The sequence below is a fragment of the Paenibacillus plantarum genome, from assembly GCF_013141695.1.
Lineage (GTDB): Bacteria > Bacillota > Bacilli > Paenibacillales > NBRC-103111 > Paenibacillus_E > Paenibacillus_E plantarum.
Genome location: NZ_WHNY01000031.1, coordinates 1 through 18,166 on the forward strand (window position 1 = coordinate 1; position 18,166 = coordinate 18,166).

Sequence of the window (18,166 nt, forward strand, 5' to 3'; positions counted from 1 at the left end):
CCATTCACTTTAACGCCTTGCCATATATTCTCGGGCACTCTCGACTTGGTCGTTGGAGCATACTTATCCAGAAGTGAGGTGATATCCTTGAAAGCTCCTTTGGAAGCAATCTGGAAATAGTTCAATTCTCCAAAACTTCCGGTAAAGGCGAGATCAAACGGTTCACCCGAGGAAATCATCAAATTCACTTTTTGCGGGTACGCGCTCCAGTCGGTAACGACAAGCTTTAATGTTGCGTTAATTTTTTCTTTAATGATCTTATTTGCCACTCCCATAATTCGATCCATGTCTTTAACCGGTGAATTAGCAATATAAAATGTTAATTCTACCGGCTGTTCATTCTGTTGTCCTTTAACCTGGGCTGTTTGGCTCGGTGACACGTCAGTTTGTTTACCCTGATTCGTGTCTGTCCCACATCCGGCGAGCGCAAGGGACACAATAAGGGATAAAGCTATTACTGATGCAATTTTCTTTTTCTGTTTAAGCATTATGTCCTCCTTTTTTTCTGATCTGCGATTTTGAGTTTCTTTCAATATCATTTAATACATTTCACAATAAGTATACGACGGTTTGTCAAGCTAAGTGCGACACTTCGGCCATGAAAGATTCGTGAGCGGTAATCCAACCTAGACATTTTCGAGGACGGTCGTTAATAAGGCGAATGGCGTCAGCCAATTCCTCATCTGTGACCTTTGCAAAATCGTGTTCTTTGGGAAAGAACTCTCGCAAGAGGCCATTGCCGTTTTCATTGGAGCCTCGTTGCCAGGAGGAGTAAGGATCCGCGAAGTAGACTTTTAATTCGTGAACATTTTCCAATGCGGCATAACAGGCAAACTCTTTTCCACGATCTGTTGTAGCGCTCTGAAAAGCAGCGTGCGGGTATTGGCTGGCTACAACGCCAAAAGCTACCTCCATAGAGTACGCCGTACGGTCTGGCATCTTTAGAGCCACGTACATCCTTGTCTTACGTTCTATAAAAGTGGCAGCACAGGCTCGACTCTTTCCTCGACTCGAAACAACGCTATCTAGCTCCCAATGGCCAAAGGTTTCCCGTTTTTGAACCTCCTTCGGACGCTGGCTAATGGGGGTTCCGACGAGGAATCGACCACGTGTTTCCATTGGTTTACGACGCTTCCCTTTGTGACGTAGGTGCTTTACTTCCACGGCTGCAAGAAGGCCTGCATATAGCCATCTATAGATGGTCTTGAAGCAGACGAAGGCTTTTCCCTCCATCCTCCGCTTTTCAGCTATTTGCTCAGGCGACCAGGTTTGCATTAGCTTCTCTTGGAGTTCTTCCGCAAGCTTATCCGTGAACTTACCGGTAGGTATGCTAAGGGCTCTACGTTGCTGATAGGCCTTTTGTGCGGGTAGTGCTTCATACGATGCTTGAGCGCGAGATCTTTTGATCTCACGAGAAATGGAGCCGTTATGACGCCCGAGTTGACGGCTGATTGCCCGAGCTGAACAACCTAGCTGAGATAAGGTCTCTAGTTGTCCGCGCTCGACTATGCTAAGATGGGAGTAGCTCATGTTGGATTCTCCTGTAATCATGGTGGTGTGGTAACTCCCATTTTACACGATTCCGATCATGGGCCTTTTTGTTTTCTTAGGTGTCGCACTTCATATTACAATCCGTCATACAAAAAAAGATACCCACTGTCTGAACACTATTTCAAATAGTCCAGACTGTGGGTACAAATGTAAAGTGATTCACAGAACGTAATCTTGCTCTTCAAGATTTATATAAACTTCGGCATGGACAAACTTATTACGGATGGCTCCAGCAGTTTGTCAACGCCCTGAAGCGAGGGGCATATTTTAATGATATTCCTTCGCCTTAATTGATTGATGATATTTCCCAACTGACACAAGTCCCGTCGTCATGGGTTATAAGTATTGCTTGAATGATTGGTTCTTTCGGCACTAGTTGTGACATTTGAATATCTGCCGCTCATACTCTCTGAGCGGTTATTTGCGTTATTAGTGATACAAAGGCGGAGTTAAGAAACCACCCTATGGTGGTTAGTCGCAAGGTGGTTGGAAAGTGCCAGTTACAATTTCCATGTATTCAAATATTAGGACAAATACTGTAACAATGCGACATCTTACGAGTTCTGATGAAATCAGAACACCTTCAAATGTTTAGCTATCGTTCTCTCGTCGTATTATGAGATCAACAAGATTTTACTGGTTGACCACTTTTGACTTGGTGATGTATTTCTCAGCAGCCAAGGCAGATCGTTCTTCTGGGGTTCAGGCAATTTATCAAACTGGAGGGTATTTTATGAATCGAGTCATTGGTCTGGATATTTCAAAGGGAAAAAGTGAGGGACATAGTATATGAATTTTCCAGCTAGTTTTGTGAAAGCGCTGTCTAGATTGTAGAGCAATGCGCTATTTGGAAAATTATGTAGTGAACTATTTCTACATTTACAATATTTTAAAATAATCATGTTGTTCCTGCGAATGTAAACACCTCAGTTAGTAGCATACGTATCGTATTGTTATCATAAGCTAAGTGAAAGTATATCCTGAACAACAGAAAGAAATTAATTCTTCAAAGTGTGAAGAACATGATACTACTTTTTTAAACATTCCTCTAATTTCTACGACTAAAGATACGAAGAGAATCCCCGGCAAGCGGCACTCCTTTTGAGATGCCAGCGAAGTTCTGAAATTACATTTGTTAAATTTTCTGCTTACCACGCAGCGGATAGCAACAAAAAGGGGCGACGAATGATTACATTCGACTTGCCCCTTTTTGTTATTATGCATCGCTTCAATTCCTATGGCCTCTGTAGTAGGCCTACTCACGTTTTGTTTTCTCAATCTTGTATTGAGACAACGTTACCCCGTAACGTTTTTTGAAAATGATATAAAAATAATTTGTCTCTTCCAAACCGCACTGAGATAAGATTTGCTTGGTTGAAAGATTGCTGTTGTCCAGCAGTTGTTTGACATGATTCATTCGTACGTCAGTAATATACTCCGAAACGGATTTACCTGTAGCGTCTTTGAATAATTTCCCTAAATAAACGTTTGACATTTGAAACTCGTCGGAGATAATACGTAGATTTAAGTTATTATCACGGTATTGTTCCTCGATCATCTTTATAATTCTTGAAATTATCGAATTGTGTTTATTATGTTTATTTTGTTCCATGACGCGAATGATTTCGGAAAATAGGGATGAATAGGTTTCATGAATTTCTTCAATGGTTTCAAACTGCTCAATATTTCTGGAAACAATCTGAAATAGTTCTGATTTTCGAAATTCATCACTTTCCAAAATGATGTTAAAGGTTGTTTTCAACATGAAGCTAAGCTGCATAATGGACGAAAGCAAGTTTTCATAAGTCGTTCCGGAAAGTTGATTAATAAAATCAGAGTACGCTTCCTCCGCTTTGTCCAAATGGCCCAATTTCAAGGAGTCAAGCAGCAATTTGGCCTTACTCTCGGGAAAGGAAATTACTGTTTCCTTGATCGAGCTTCGAAAAGTTGGAGTCAGGAAGCTGTTGTGACCTGCGACGATCCGATACGAAGATAGTGCTAATGTATCGGAATAAGACTCATAGAGTTGTAAGTAAGAATTGACAGGGATGCTTAGAGTTGCGGAAAACGAGAGCTTCAGGTACTGATTTACAGCTTTTTGTGCTAATTCGATAAGCCTCTTTAAGGCACCTTCTGTAGTTTCAACATTCTCTAAAGGGCTGATTTCCAACAGCAACAGAAGGTGATCGTTTTCCAGGTAAATGTTTTCTAGTTTATATTCCTCTGATACGAATTCATTAACGATGTTAGCAATGCCGAACTTTAAGAGCCAACGGTCTTTTTCATTATATGAGTCTAGAAAATCACGATAGTTGTCCAGACGAAGAAGTAACAATCTAAGCGGGCCATTTAGATTTAAATGTATACCAAGCTCTTTTTGGGAAACTCGCAACGCTTCCTGATCAACATATCGGATACCAAGCAACATATCTTGCAGCCACTTGTTTTTTAAGGGAGCGAGCTGTTCTCTTTGTTTATTTTCCCATTCATTATTTTTCGTAATCATATCATTGAAAACGTTTTGCAGAAAAAAGATGTCATTTGTCGGATGATCCTTATTATGAGTGCTTGTGAGATGTTCTTTAACGGTTTCTACAAGTCTGCCGACAGGAATATAAAGCGATCTTGACATGATGAACGAGAAAAATAAACCGAGACCCAGGATCGTTAGACAAATCCAAAACGTAGAAGTTTTGATTGTATCAACTGTGCCAATAAATGTTGCGTATGAAGTCAAACTAATAAATTTCCAGTTTGGTTTATCGGAGGAAACATAGGTAACTTGATAATCTTGACCGTTCAGGTTCGTCTTAAAACTTCCTGATTCTTGATCGGCCGCTAGTAAAGTTTGGATATACGGTTCTTGTTTCGCGCTATGCAAAAACATGCTTTCTGATGTATGGTTTACAATCGTTCCTTGGGAATCGATCACGATAATTTCGTTTCTGGGGCCTGACATTTTGGCATTTAATGATGCGATCATATCCCGAAGCACACTTGCTTTGATATTGATGACAGTCGCAATGCGAGAGGATGAATTCGTTTCCAGACCGTCGGGCACGATATAGGTGTACACGTTAGCTAATTCCGAAGCTGTTGAGGCTTGGGGGTTTGGGATTTTTCTGGCAATAGGCATTTCGGCAAATGAGTCTTTGTTCACCGTTTGCAACAATGAAATAATGTCTTGATCGTAGAAATCTTCTTTTGTATAAAAATTGCCCGTCTCTGTGGATACGATACGGTTTAAAGCGAGATTGATCGTATATACGGAGTAAACATAATCATGCGGAAGTGAAAGGCTATCGAGGTTGCGGAATGCAGATCCGAGCGTAACCATATCGTTATCCGTATTATTCAGCAGAACGGATGTATAAGGACTCATGATAACGGTATTTATAAATTTGCTAACCAAAGAATCCATATACTTCGTGCTGTAGCTGGTTTGAGAAAGGATAGAGGTATTCATTCGGTTGATATTATCCAAAGAAGCCGTAAAGAAATTTCGATAGAGAAGCGACGATAGCGCTAAAATCAATAAAGTAACGGTTATTGTAAGAGTTAACATCATTTTTGCAAATAAGGTCTTGCGAGGAGATTTAAGCGGGAATAACATGTGAGAGTTAACCTCCTAAAGATAGTTTACTGTACTCCACTCTTCTCCAAGACAGTAGCTTTATCCTTCAGAGAGTATTCAAGATATATAAATAACAATACATTTTGTAGAAAAATGCATTTTTTAATGAAGTGAATTATGTAAACTACTGAAATTACTTTTTCCGTAGAATCCAACAAGAAACGGAACTTTCCCAGATAGAATAAGTTATGCAATGCATCATATAAAATGGCAGCGTGATTCAAAATTTGCAACCCCGAATTTATTCCAGTTGTAAACAGAAGTCAATCTCTGAGTGACCGCTTTAATAGAATAAATTGGATTTCATTTATTGTTACCCTATCCCTTATAGGGTAACAGTTACCTGAAAGATAGGCATTTTAAAAAAAGTGCCCACCATCCGGGTCTTTTGCACTTTAGTAATGAGGTTATAAACAAGAGCGAGGTCAAGGACATGACGAATATCATCAAGTCAATCAAAGATAAGAATCGTAATGTAAGTTATTTGTAACGATCTCTTTTTCTTACTAATCTAATGAACTCATGTGACTGCCAGTATCCCTTTTTCTTATAAAAGCGACTAAAATGTGAAACAACAAATAAAGGATTCGATTACGCATATGCCTCCTAAAATTGGAACCTAATCCAGAATAATAACTTGATCATACCTTTGCTCAAAGTCACCCGGAACCTCATTATATCTGTTATCATATAAGCAATATTTCAAAAGATTTGCCCTCCTTTTCCCACTTTATTACTTTCCGGTCGCTCCGCTTGGAGAGACCGGAATTAAAGGAGTCAGAATGCTTTGATTGAGAACAATACAAGCCGAAGAGCATGAGGTGAGGATTAGTCCAAGCTATCCAATAATGTTTTTATTTGAGGGTTAAGGTTCAGTGCATTCAGAATAACCGTAAGAGCCTCCGAACGTGTGGAGTTGCCATGTGGATCAAATATTCCACCGTACTTGCCACTAACGATGCCCGCTTCAGCCGCATCTTTGATTTGATTCACTGCATAGGAACTAGCGCTTGCCAAATCTGTTAAGTTGCCCTTGGAAGAATCTTTATCCAGTTTACTTAAGTCGACAACACGGGATAAAATGACAACCATTTCCTCACGGCTAATCGTTTGGTTCGGCTTAAAGGTTCCGTCTTCGTAACCGGCAATCACCCCTGCGCTAGCGAGCTTCTCAATAACGTCCTTTGCCCAGTGATTGTCGATATCGTTTAGTTCAACGGAATGATTAGCGCTGCTACTGATATCAAATACGCGCGCGATGATTGCTGCGAACTCAGCGCGTGTAATTTTGCCATCCGGTCTGAACGATCCATCCTCATACCCATCGATAACGCCAAGTTTCACGAATGTACCGATGGTCTTTTCGGCCCAGTGACCTTGAATGTCAGCCAGTTCAATTTTCGTATTAGATGTCAGAGCTTCCGCTACCTTAGACTTAATAACTTGAAGCAAGTCTTTTACATTAACAATATCACTATTAAACACATCATTCGGATTAGTCTGGATCTTGTTTGTTATAATAGCCGAAACCTTACTGTTGTTAGAAACAACAGTAGACTCTAACTCTGAATTCAACTGTTTCACGCTTTCCAGCACAATTTCAGCGGATCCTTGACTAACCGCTTGAAATGTCAGCTTTGCCAGTGTCACATCCCCGTTCTTGCCTGGAGCATTGCCTGTTTGCGTATTCGCAATTTGAATTTTGTTTCCTTTCACAAGAGGACCCACAGCAAATCCGCTACTATCACTAGAACCATCGATATACTTCAAGTGACTGGTATCAAAAGATAAATTGACTTCATAAGCATACAAGTCGCTTACTTGCTTGCCACTCACCGTCACCTGGAAATTATCGCCTGCCGATATGCTGCCATCCGGGATGGAAATCAAATAGGCTGGGCCGGAGGTTGCATGTATACCGATAGATGGAAGTAAAAGCATTATAAAAAAAAACATCAGACTGAATGTGTGTATTTTTTTTATCATCGAAGAAAATCTCCCTTTTATACAACATAGTGTGAGTTGCTTTATTGTAAAAGTCTTGCAAATTGCCGTATAATCCTACTTTCATTTAATCCAACTACCCTATGCACTGGTATTTCTATAATCCCTTGGGGAAACGCCGACATTTTTACGGAAGGAAAAGCTAAAATAATTGGCATCGGAATAGCCAACTTTCTCCGCAATTTCAAATGTCTTCATATCCGTGGTACGTAGCAATTCCTTGGCAGCCTCTATGCGGATATGGCTCAAATAGTTCACGAACGTCATTTTCGTCTCTTTTTTGAAAATACTGCTGAAATATCCCGTACTGATATACAAATAGCTAGACACTTTGTTAATTGTAATATCGTCTTCGTGATAATGGTTCTTCGTGTACTCTTTGGCCAGCCCCACCAGCTTTTTATAAGAATATTGACGGTCTGTGACTATATGATTCATCATCGAGGTACACAGCTCGGCAAGCCAATGCTTGGCTGCTTCTAAGGTAGTAAACTTATTGATCTCTGTAAATGGAATGAAGTTGTCATCGAATACCTCGTCTACATTCAAATTCGAATCCTTGGCGGCCTTTAAAATACAAGTTAAGATTTCAAGCAGATAGATTTGATACTCCTTAACGGAAGCAGCTCCCTCGATCCCCTGAAAAAGCTCGTCTATCGTCTCTCGGATTTCCTGATTCGTCCCTACTTTGATGCAACGCGTCAAGGAGTGTTCCTTTAGGTCATCAAAGCGAAGGTTCTCAACACTGCGCTTTTCTACATCATCTATGCAAATAATCCGGTTATTTCCAAGGATGAGTCGATAATCTAGCGCCAGCATGGCATCATCATACGAATATTTAATTTTGGCGACATCCTTCATGACAGTCCCAATACTAACTGTTATGTTGAACTTCAAATACCTCTCCACATTCTGTCGTACTTCATCCAGTATATTCATCGTCTCTTGCAGTGCGATTTCGCGATCCCCGGTCTCCCTTACGGATAACACTACCACCTGATCGTTATGCATGAAAACAAGACCAAGGCACCGTTTATCGGCAATTTCCGCCGTAATATTCAATAGGGCAAAATATTTCAGCGCCTGATCATCCGAATATTTCAAAGCAACCGAACTTGCAAGCCCTCCCTGTTTCTGCATCTCCTCTTCAGGGATCAGCTCCCCATCAATACTCATTACAGCAACCACGAAGCTATTTCCGCTGAGATCAATGGCATATTTCGCCGCCTTCTCATACACTTCTTCAACGGGAAGCTTGCGATTTATGAGTGTAGCCAAGAAATTGTCCTTCAACATAGGTATGCTCTTCTGAAAATGCTCCAAAAGTATCTGTACAGTCTCCCGGCGGTCCACTTCCTCTTGAATCTGACCCTTAACCTTAAGCAGCGAATGAATGAGCTCCTGCGCTGAAAAAGGTTTCAGCACATACTCGTCGATGTGCAGATTAATCGCTTTTTGAGCATACTCGAACTCATCATATCCCGTTAGAATTATGATCTTAATGGTCGGAAAGCGTTCCCGAATTTCTTCAGCAAGCTGGAGTCCATTCATGAACGGCATCATGATATCCGTTACTACGACATCCGGTTGCAGCCTCTCTACCATTTCCAAAGCTTCTCTGCCGTTCTCTGCCTTCTCAATGACCTCGAAGCCGATCGCTTTCCAGTCCAACTCTCGAACAAGACCTTCCCGAACATCCTCTTCGTCATCCACTAAAATTAATTTGTACATATTTATCCTCCAAAACATTTTTATATAAAGCTATTTACGAAACCGCTTGGAGTTCGCAAGAATAGGACAAATCGCTTCGTTAATGAAAGAAAATGCAAGCAAAGTCATCGTTTAGAAAAAAATATCGGCTTCTGGTCTGCAGTTTCATAACGAAACATTCAGATTTATAAGCCGAATACAATTTAATGAATAGTCATGTCGTTTTCTAAGAATTTGCGGGCATGGTAACCACGCCCGCCCCTTCTTCTTTTTTTAGAGCTTTTAATTCAAAATCTCTCTTGCTACAATGGCAAGGTCTACAATGTCTACTTTGCCGTCATGGTTGACATCCGCTTTCTCATTCCAGCCCTCTTGACCTTGTTCTTTGCCGTAAGCAGCTGCAACTATAGCCAAGTCTCCGATTGTGGTACTTCCTGTACCTCCTGTACCTTCTCCATTGATATCTGTCGTTATTTTCTTGCTTTCGAATACTTGAATTGCCGCTTCCAATGCTGCTTTCGCGCTATCTACCTGCTGCTGGCTGGCATTCGAATCGTTTGCTGCCGCTTTCGCTGCATCGATAGCTGACTGCAATTGCGCCTTGGAACCAATCGCATACTTTCCGTTCTCATTGCCTTCCACAGCTGCATCGTATTTCGCTTGAGCGCTTACAATCGTTGCATTCAAGAGCGATTTATCTACAGGTATACTAGTTACTGCTATTTGTATCTCGTGAGAAGCTTCACCAACCTGCAGTTCATTCCCCTGTGCATTGGCAATCTTAACTTGATCAACGGAAATTGTCGTATTGGTTGCCTGGTTGATAGATTTGGCCGTAAATTGGATTGAGAGCAAATCGCCTTGGGCAGGTACGCTTGCGCCTACGCCGACAGCCAAAATTCGAACAGTTCCTGGCACTGAAACATCTTTATCAATGACTTGAAATCCGTCTTTCACTGATGTTATTGAATTAAAGTCCAATTTTGTCGGATCAAAGTGAAGCTTCAAGTCTTGAGCATACACTTGCTGGTATACGCTTTGTGTAACGTCGGTCAGTCCCATCGTCAGAGTGAAGGTTTGGCCAGCATTTACATTCTCCGTACCAGTTATAACTGTTTTCGGCACTAGTGGCGCTACCGCTGGTTCCGCAAGCACACCGATCTCAGCAGCGGTTGCAAACCCACTGTTGCCCGCTGTTGCTTCGAGCTTGACATAGGATGCATTGGTCGAAGCAAACGTTGCATATTTCAACACATTGTCATTTGCCCAATTTCCATTTGCAACCTTAGTAAAGGATACACCATCCGTACTTACATACACGTTATAGCCTGTAATAATTCCATTGGTTCCTCCTGATTGCCTTGGTAAATATGCGACTTGATTGATATTATAGGATCCTCCAAGGTTTAAGGTAATCGATTGTGGGAGAACGTCGGATCCACTCCACTTTGTATGCCAGATCGTTCCTGGATTTCCGTCAATCGCCATGGAAGCTGCGTTGTTAGCCCCAGCCGTTTCCTGACTTGTCGCCGTAGCCGTCATCTGTGATGAAGGGATCTTATTTACAGTTACGCTAATGCTTGTTGTCAAAGGTACGTTGTTGGGATTTTCTACATCTGTTGGCAGAGCTACAGTTCCATTAACAGTGAAGGTCTGTGCTGTCTTTACAGTGGGATCATAGTTTGTTGCATCTACATTCCATGTCACATTGGCATCGACACTGTACGCATTGGTAACCATGGCTACTGTGTTTGGCAATCCAAGAGCGACCGCTGTCTTTGCCGTCCCGATGTTCAGTCCTGTGATGGCTGCCGGCGCTGTGAAGCTCATGACTGAATTCATCGTATAGTTTTGGCCATACAAGATCAATTCAGCGAACCCTACTCTAAATCCACCACCGGCAAGTATATCCTTTATAGTTACGCGAACATAATTGATATTCTTAAATGGCTTAGCAAAAGTCTCCGGTGTAAATTGTTGCCCCCCTACAGTGTAGTTATCAAGAGCTTTACGCCATACAACGCCATCCGTTGATACTTCTAAATCATAGGTATACCAGTTACTATCCTTTTCCCAGAAAATGCGGCTTCCCGCTATAGTTTGGGGTGTCTTAAACTTAACAGTAACGGACTGTGGCATTTCATTTGATTTTGCCAACCAGCCTGTGCCTATGTTTGTATCTCCATCCCTTAACTTATCCGTACCTCGACCAGCTTCAGTTTCCGATGATGCTATTATTGTGTCGATGGCATTATCAGTAATGATCTCATCCGGGATTTGTTCATCTGATGGTACAATCTTAAACTCATACAGGGATGCCCAGTAATTGTTAGTAATGTTGCCTACAATGGATATCTTTACGTATCTGCCTCTCGTATCTGCCATAGCTGTCTCTCTACCGTTTTTAACTGTATTGGTTGATTTATCGATAACCTTAGTCCAATTCACGCCATCTTTTGAAACTTCAATGTAATATTTATATACAGCATCTGATTTCTCCCATAGCATCTGGAAGCCTTGCAAGTTATAGTTTTTCCCTAGATCAACCTGCAACCATTGGGGCAAAGAACTTCCATTTGCAGTCCATTTTGTAGATTCACTATTGTCTACTGCATTTCTAGCAGGATTTCCGCCTTGCTCAGACGATGCTGTAGTGGGTTTTCCAATGGCAATATTTTTAAAGAATGCCTCTTTAGGCTCTAATTTCTCCACTCCGCCAACCCATGGCGTATGTTGTGCGACTGACACAAACTGTCCTTGGTAAGGTAACGTGCTTACAGTTGTCGTTGCTGAGGTGAGACCTTCTGAAGTAGCAGTTATTTGTATATCCCCACTTATGTCAGAAGCTCTTACGAATGCAAAGCCTATTCCTGCTTCAACATTCTGATCTTCAACGCCAATTCTTGGCATACCTTTACCTACAAGCTGACCTTGTCCTGTTACAGCGATATGAACGGAATTTGCCGCAGTTGGAACTACTGTACCGTTTGCATCAACAACCTTGAAATAGACAGGTATTAAGTCAGAACCATCCGCTACAGGTTTAATACCTCTATCGCGAACTTCAATTTCTAGTTTATTTGCCTGACCAGGTGTCTTAACCGTGTGCGTTTTTACAACTTGTCCATCTAAGATAGCATCGGCTCTAAGTTCTCCCGCAACAAACTGGGACAATGTAAATTTGAATATCGGACTGCCACCTTTTGCTACTGTATTAGGAACATCCGTTGCAGCCTGTGCTCTTGTAATTTCTCTCACTAGTACATTGTTTTGATAAAGCTTAACAGAATCAGCATTGCTGAATACATTGACATTAAGACTTGATGTTGAAGAATAAGAGCTTCCGATATACACCATTGGTCCATATACAGGGTTTCTAGCAGATTGCATGGACTGCAGCCAATAGTAGCTGTATTTTTCATATCTATCTATATCTACTGAACCGGCTCCTGCTGTCACAGAGTTTGACCCTCGAGTATGATCATTCCAAATCCACATGAAATAACCGGCTATTCTCGCATTGGCATCCATCCCGCCCCAGTCAGAATAACCATCACCATTCAGCATTCTCTGACGGTTAAGAAGTGCGGAGGTAATAGCAGCTTCGCCTTGTACTCTCAAAGCCCTGCTACTATCGCCCCAATCACCCCATTCACGTGTTAAGAAAGCTTTATTGGGAGCATAATCCGTCCATTTACTTGGATCTGCTTGCCAATTCGTATTAACTCCCTTGTAATTAACCTCATAGTATTCACCATGAAGCCCATTGTCGTTCGCGGTATACATCTGGTTACCCGGATATTCCGCATGAGCAATTTTAGTTACTGCATCGTTCCATGATGCCGGAGCAGTTGGTGTTTCATTCAACGCTGCTTCCCATAAGACGACTGAGGGTCTGTTCCGATCACGTCTTATCATTTCGCGTGTATCTCTTAATGTTAAATCATAAAATGTCGTGCTGTCTGTCCAGTTCTGCCAACCAGGCTGACACTCTACGACCAAGAGGCCAATTTCGTCGGCTGCATCTAGAAATGCAGGATCATTAGGATAGTGAGCAGCCCGCACCGCATTAAATCCATCAGCTTTCATTTGCAAAGCATCGCGATATTGCATGGAATCAGAAGCTGCATCCCCTATATTTTGATACTGTTGATGACGATTTGCTCCACGTATAAATGTCTTCTGGCCATTGAGATAAAAACCATCCGGCTTAAACTCTATCGTCCGGACACCTACTTTAGTAGTCATAGAATCTACTAAACTCGAATCATTATAAACCTCGCTTACCAGAGAATATAAGTACGGAGAATCCGGACTCCACAAACTTGGATTTGCTACAGTTAAGTTTTGATTGAATTGATTATCACCACTCGCAGCTATACTTGTTGGATTGGTTTCACCTTGTGCAACAACGTTTCCATTCTTATCTACAAGCTTGCTGATTACTTTGGCCTGCGCAGCAACAGTATCTGCATTAACGACGTGCGTTTTCACATTAACCGTTGCGCTTGAGCTTGTTACCTGAGGGTAGGTAACAAAAACGCCACCACTGGCAGTTTTATCGGCCTGTAATGCATCGGAAATATGCAAATTATTCGTAATTCTCATTTTTACATCTCGATATATGCCGCCGAAGTAATGGTAATCAAGACCCGCATCAGGTTTCCCAGGCGGCGTATCAGGATTGTCCACACTGGATACCTTTACCGCCAGAACATTGGTTTGGCCATAATTTACCTTATTCGTTATGTCCACTGAAAAACCAACATATCCACCATTGCGAGTGAAAACTTTCTCACCATTCAAGTAGATGTCACTATCGATCATTACACCTTCAAAATCAATATTTATTGTTTTTCCTCTATACTGCTCATCAACTGTGAAATAATTTCTGTACCAACCTATCCCTTGATATACGGATTGGGCGCCATTTGCATGTTTTTTTTCAAGTCTCATTGTATGAGGAATTGTAATATTTGCAAATTTACTGTCGTCGAAAGCAGGGGCCTCTGCGCCAGTCAAGTCACCTAAGTAAAACCCCCAGTTGTTGTTAAAGTTTAATATTGTTCTTTCATTCGTTCCATTTGTTCCCTGATCAGTGCTTGCGGAAGCCTCTGAATTTGGAAGTACCATTCCTAACACAAGAGTAAGTAGTAGAAGCCAAGGAGTTATTTTCTTCAATGTTAGCACCTCTTTCTTTAATTTTGCATAATCGACAATCACTAACCGCTTCACTTGATGTATTTTCTTAATGAAAAGCTACGAATCACACAAGCTTCATGGAATCAATATTTTGAGTACGCTTACACCCACCTTCAAGAAATTACCGATTAATAAAACCCTCAAAATCGACTTTCTACTGCAATTTTACCTATCTTGTGATAATTTCACCTTAAGAATACTAATGTTTTTAATCGAAATTATCATTTATCCCAAATAATAATCTGATTAATTAGATTTATCCGTTCCTAAGGTCATGGCCACTTTTTTCTGAAGATTGTTGAGATACCGGTAGATTTCAAAGCTAACGATAATTTCTCCCCCGAGTATAATCGTCTATTTACTCTATTAAGTCTCCTCATATCGCTATCATAAGCAAAGTGAACATATATCCTAAACAACAGAAATACATGAATTCTTCAAAGTATGAAGAATGTGCTTCTACTTTTTTTAAAGATTTCTCTAAATTCTGCTGTTGGCCCTATTATGTAACTTTTTCAACGAATCAAATCGATTTAATAAATCATCAAGTTCTTTAGACTTACTCAATACAACCTCTGATTCTAATCCAAAGATCATTCCTACAAGGAGCATTTCCTCTCTTTTCGCTTCTATGGCTTTTTTGATTTTAGAGGCCTTATCCAGTCTTCATACCCCCTTCAGTACAATAATTTGTTGATATGGTTTTGGTATCACGACTTTTTAATTTTAGTTAGATACATGTTTTTATCTGCAATTCTTATTAATTCATCTATGTTTAACGCATCATCAGGGTAACTAGATACACCTATTGATAGAGAAATTTCTAAATTTAATATCATCGATACTTCCTTTAATTGATTTTCAATTCTAATTAAAAAAGCAAATAAATCATAATTATTCGTATCAGGGGCAACAATAAGAAATTCATCACCACCCCAGCGAGTTATAATATCCGTTTTTCTTGTACAATTCACCAACGATGTAGCTATACATTTTAAAACCCAATCCCCCGTATCGTGCCCATATGTATCGTTAATTTGTTTAAACTTATCCACGTCAACTACAAACAAACTTAATTCCTTCTTTTTCTGCTCCATTTTTTGCAAAAGTGAAGATAATGTTTTTAATCCATATCTCCGAGTATATACCTGGGTGAGGTAGTCCTTCTCGGAATAAAACTTCGCAATATCATAGTGCTTGCCCAAGAACCAACCCAATCCTATGTTAGCTAATGCACAGATCAAATAGATGATGTCCATTTTCCCATAAACCTGATAAGAATAAGAATGAACGATTATTAATATCCAACTAAGAAGTGATAGTGTTAGCAATACAATCCTTCCTGTATATTTCACGATTTAACATCCCCTTTACCAACGCCTATCGAATAATGTAGTTAATAATTCTACGAGTCCTAGTAAGGATCAATTACATCGCCCTTCTTGAAAGCGCTAACAATTCTTTGCGGACAAGCTAAAGGAGAAAACACCTATCTTAAAAGGTGCTTCTTCCGATATTCTCCAGGTGACATTCCCATCTGCTTCTGGAACCATTCACTAAAGTAACGGGAATTAGGATAGCCTACAGATTCGCCGATTTGATAGATTTTCAATGTGCTTGATTTCAGCAGTTCAGTAGCCCTTTCTATCCGTAGATCGAAAAGATTGTCACTGAAGGATTTCCCCGTCTCCTGCCGAAACAAGCGACTTAAATAGTTCGGAGTGAGACTTACGTTCCCGGCGATTTCGGAGAGGGTGATATCCTCCATGAATCTGATGCTCATAATGCCGAGTGCCTTTTTGATAAGGTAAGAGGCCTGCTCGATCTTGTCTTCCCTTTGTTTTTCGAAGCTAACTTGATATTTGTATTTTTTTTCAATAAATGAAAATTGGATTTTCAATTTCCTCCGATAAATTTCGTGTATAATCTTTTTAATAAATTGAGGTTCAAATTTTAGTGTTGTGGCAATATTTAAAAGTTTTAACAATTCGTCATCCTATAATGATCGCACAATTTGTCACCTCAAATTGAAATAACATTTAACTTTGGACTAGTTTTCTTTTAAAGCCGGAGATATATCCTAAACGACTTTTTAAGAATGACTTACTTACTCACTCGCTTTGCATCTGATAAATAACGCAACAGAGCCCGTCCAGAATTTATCCTCCTTCCAAAATGCAGTAGTTATCGCATTACATCACCTTTTTGCTATTTCAATTTTAAAATCTCTTCACTATTTCATTCTAAACAAAAGGATAAGTACTTTTAATGAGGTAATTTTATCTTTTATATCGTTTTAGATACAATATTCGTCTTTTTCATATGATATATTACTTCTAGCGCTATTCCCCAATTGACATTCCTAACTTTTTTCAGAACATTTCCGAATAATGGGAATTCGGATGATTATTTCAATAAATTCAGTATCTAATTTTAGAGTCGTGGCATTATTTAAAACAATTAACAATTTGTCATCCTGTAATGACCGCATAATTTATCTTATCTGGTCGATCTTCTGCATCAGTATGTTCAGGCTGCAGTTATCCACGGACAGCAGAGAGATGACGAACCCCGAGACGATAACCCAAGAAATAAAGTGGGGCAAGGTGCCTTCCGTCCAATAATTCGCAATGTACACCATCGGCATGCTTTCCGCATGCTCATGCACGATACCCGGTCTACTTTGAATTTGGTAAAAATAGTAAACGAATTTTAGGCTGCCGAACCGAATCGAGGGCCCCGCATTCCGACAACCGGGGATAACAAACGCGGTTATGGTCGATACCGACCCACGAGGCATCCCCTAACCTTCCTCGTAGTACTGCCAGCCCGGAACTGGTTCGTCGGCCAGCCCGAGTTCGTCGTAAGCGTCAAGAACAGCAGGCGACTTGGGGGAATGCCCAAGCCTCACGAAATTGAAGCCCGCCTCCTTCAGCTTCTTCGCATCGCGATAATACGTATTGCGCACAAATACCACTCTACGCATCAACGAAATCTGCATTCCAGCAATGATCGCGATGTCTCCAATATCGATCCAGTACCCACACAAGTTCCTGATTTACACTATTGGGGGTGCAACTTCTCTGACTTAAGATGCGGAAACAAGGATCCAAAGAGATGATATAAGCAGTCATGACTTCAACTGGCTCCGGTACTTCATCCCAACTCTCTGTATTGAGTCTAAGCCTGCTTCACCATTACAAGAACATTAGTTCCCACATTATATTAAGTGATTCAAATAAAAAAAATGCAATCAGCATGAAAACACAAATAGCCCTACGATTCTCGTAAGGCCCGTATCACGTTAAGTTTTCTATCTCATTTTAATGAACCAATCGCCCATCCCGAAACCTAACAACCCGCTTCGTCTGCTCCGCAACCTGCCGATCATGCGTAATCACAATAATCGTCCTGCCCTGCTCATTCAACCGCCTGAAGATATCCATGATCTCCACGCCAGTTTTTGAGTCTAGCGCCCCCGTAGGCTCATCCGCCAAGATGATCGGCGGATCTCCCGCCAACGTGCGCGCAATCGCAACGCGTTGCTGCTGTCCGCCAGACAGTTCCGACGGAAAATGCTTCCGTCGGTCCAGTAGATCAACCGCTTCTAGCGCCTGGAGTACAAGCGGCTCTCGCTGTTTTCTCCCTAACCCACGATAAATCAACGGTAGCTCCACATTCTCATAGGCACTCAATCTCGGCAGCAGGTTAAAGTTCTGAAAAACAAACCCAATCTTCCGATTCCGAATCTCTGCCAATTGCGAATCCTTCAGCGAGTGAATATGCTTCCCATCTAGCACATACAGGCCTTCGTCCGAAACGTCCAAACAGCCGATGATGTTCATCAGCGTGGACTTGCCGGACCCCGAAGGCCCCATAATGGCGACAAACTCGCCTTGTGCGATGTCTAACGTGATGTCATCCAACGCACGAATCGTTTCGCCGCCCATATAGTAAAACTTACTCACGTTCTCAATCTGAATTAAGGCTGTCATTGTCTTCGCCCCCCATTATTTGAAGCCAAATAAATGAAGAATACGATTCAATTCCAATGAATTCAATTCT

General features: G+C 41.0%; 11 protein-coding genes and 3 pseudogenes. 1 reads left to right on the plus strand and 13 read right to left on the minus strand.

The genetic code is table 11. The annotated features are described in order from the left end of the window. Positions 1–488 (minus strand): annotated as a pseudogene (locus tag GC096_RS10050) (ABC transporter substrate-binding protein); the annotation flags it as partial. Between the two features lie 85 nt (positions 489–573). Further along, positions 574–1,530, minus strand: coding sequence for an IS30 family transposase (locus GC096_RS10055; protein WP_171630114.1), 957 nt, complete (start codon positions 1,528–1,530; stop codon positions 574–576). Positions 1,531–1,727: 197 nt separating this feature from the next. On the opposite strand from GC096_RS10055, the pseudogene GC096_RS39690 reads away from it, so the two are divergent. Continuing rightward, positions 1,728–1,841, plus strand: a pseudogene (locus GC096_RS39690) (transcriptional regulator); the annotation flags it as partial. 965 nt (positions 1,842–2,806) lie between these two features. Here the strand turns inward: GC096_RS39690 and GC096_RS10060 are convergent. The 11 genes and pseudogenes from GC096_RS10060 to GC096_RS10110 all read right to left on the minus strand — a co-directional run bounded on the left by GC096_RS10060 (position 2,807) and on the right by GC096_RS10110 (position 18,096). Next, the gene (locus GC096_RS10060; protein ID WP_171630115.1) at positions 2,807–5,164 is read right to left on the minus strand and encodes an AraC family transcriptional regulator; all 2,358 of its coding nucleotides are present in this window, start codon (positions 5,162–5,164) and stop codon (positions 2,807–2,809) included. An 849-nt stretch (positions 5,165–6,013) separates the two neighbouring features. Then, complete coding sequence (locus GC096_RS10065; protein ID WP_171630116.1) at positions 6,014–7,171, minus strand: S-layer homology domain-containing protein; 1,158 nt, start codon at positions 7,169–7,171, stop codon at positions 6,014–6,016. A 99-nt stretch (positions 7,172–7,270) separates the two neighbouring features. Further along, positions 7,271–8,920 carry a response regulator transcription factor gene (locus tag GC096_RS10070; protein ID WP_171630117.1) on the minus strand — a complete coding sequence of 550 codons (1,650 nt, stop codon included), beginning with the start codon at positions 8,918–8,920 and terminating at the stop codon, positions 7,271–7,273. Between the two features lie 261 nt (positions 8,921–9,181). Next, on the minus strand, positions 9,182–14,080 hold the full coding sequence (locus GC096_RS10075) for a discoidin domain-containing protein (protein ID WP_171630118.1): 4,899 nt from the start codon (positions 14,078–14,080) through the stop codon (positions 9,182–9,184). A 501-nt stretch (positions 14,081–14,581) separates the two neighbouring features. Then, on the minus strand, positions 14,582–14,764 hold the full coding sequence (locus tag GC096_RS39060) for an aspartyl-phosphate phosphatase Spo0E family protein (RefSeq protein ID WP_171630124.1): 183 nt from the start codon (positions 14,762–14,764) through the stop codon (positions 14,582–14,584). Between the two features lie 47 nt (positions 14,765–14,811). Further along, the gene (locus tag GC096_RS10085; protein ID WP_171630119.1) at positions 14,812–15,456 is read right to left on the minus strand and encodes a GGDEF domain-containing protein; all 645 of its coding nucleotides are present in this window, start codon (positions 15,454–15,456) and stop codon (positions 14,812–14,814) included. Between the two features lie 134 nt (positions 15,457–15,590). After that, positions 15,591–15,884 (minus strand): helix-turn-helix transcriptional regulator, encoded by a 294-nt coding sequence (locus GC096_RS10090; RefSeq protein WP_171630120.1) that lies wholly within the window; start codon positions 15,882–15,884, stop codon positions 15,591–15,593. Between the two features lie 579 nt (positions 15,885–16,463). Beyond that, complete coding sequence (sda, locus tag GC096_RS39540; protein WP_376769486.1) at positions 16,464–16,592, minus strand: sporulation histidine kinase inhibitor Sda; 129 nt, start codon at positions 16,590–16,592, stop codon at positions 16,464–16,466. 9 nt (positions 16,593–16,601) lie between these two features. Beyond that, positions 16,602–16,718 (minus strand): annotated as a pseudogene (locus GC096_RS10100) (sugar ABC transporter permease); the annotation flags it as partial. Positions 16,719–16,904: 186 nt separating this feature from the next. Further along, positions 16,905–17,087: a hypothetical protein gene (locus tag GC096_RS10105; protein ID WP_171630122.1), complete on the minus strand. Its 183-nt coding sequence runs from the start codon at positions 17,085–17,087 to the stop codon at positions 16,905–16,907. Between the two features lie 337 nt (positions 17,088–17,424). Beyond that, complete coding sequence (locus tag GC096_RS10110) at positions 17,425–18,096, minus strand: ABC transporter ATP-binding protein (protein ID WP_171630123.1); 672 nt, start codon at positions 18,094–18,096, stop codon at positions 17,425–17,427. Positions 18,097–18,166: the final 70 nt, after the last annotated feature.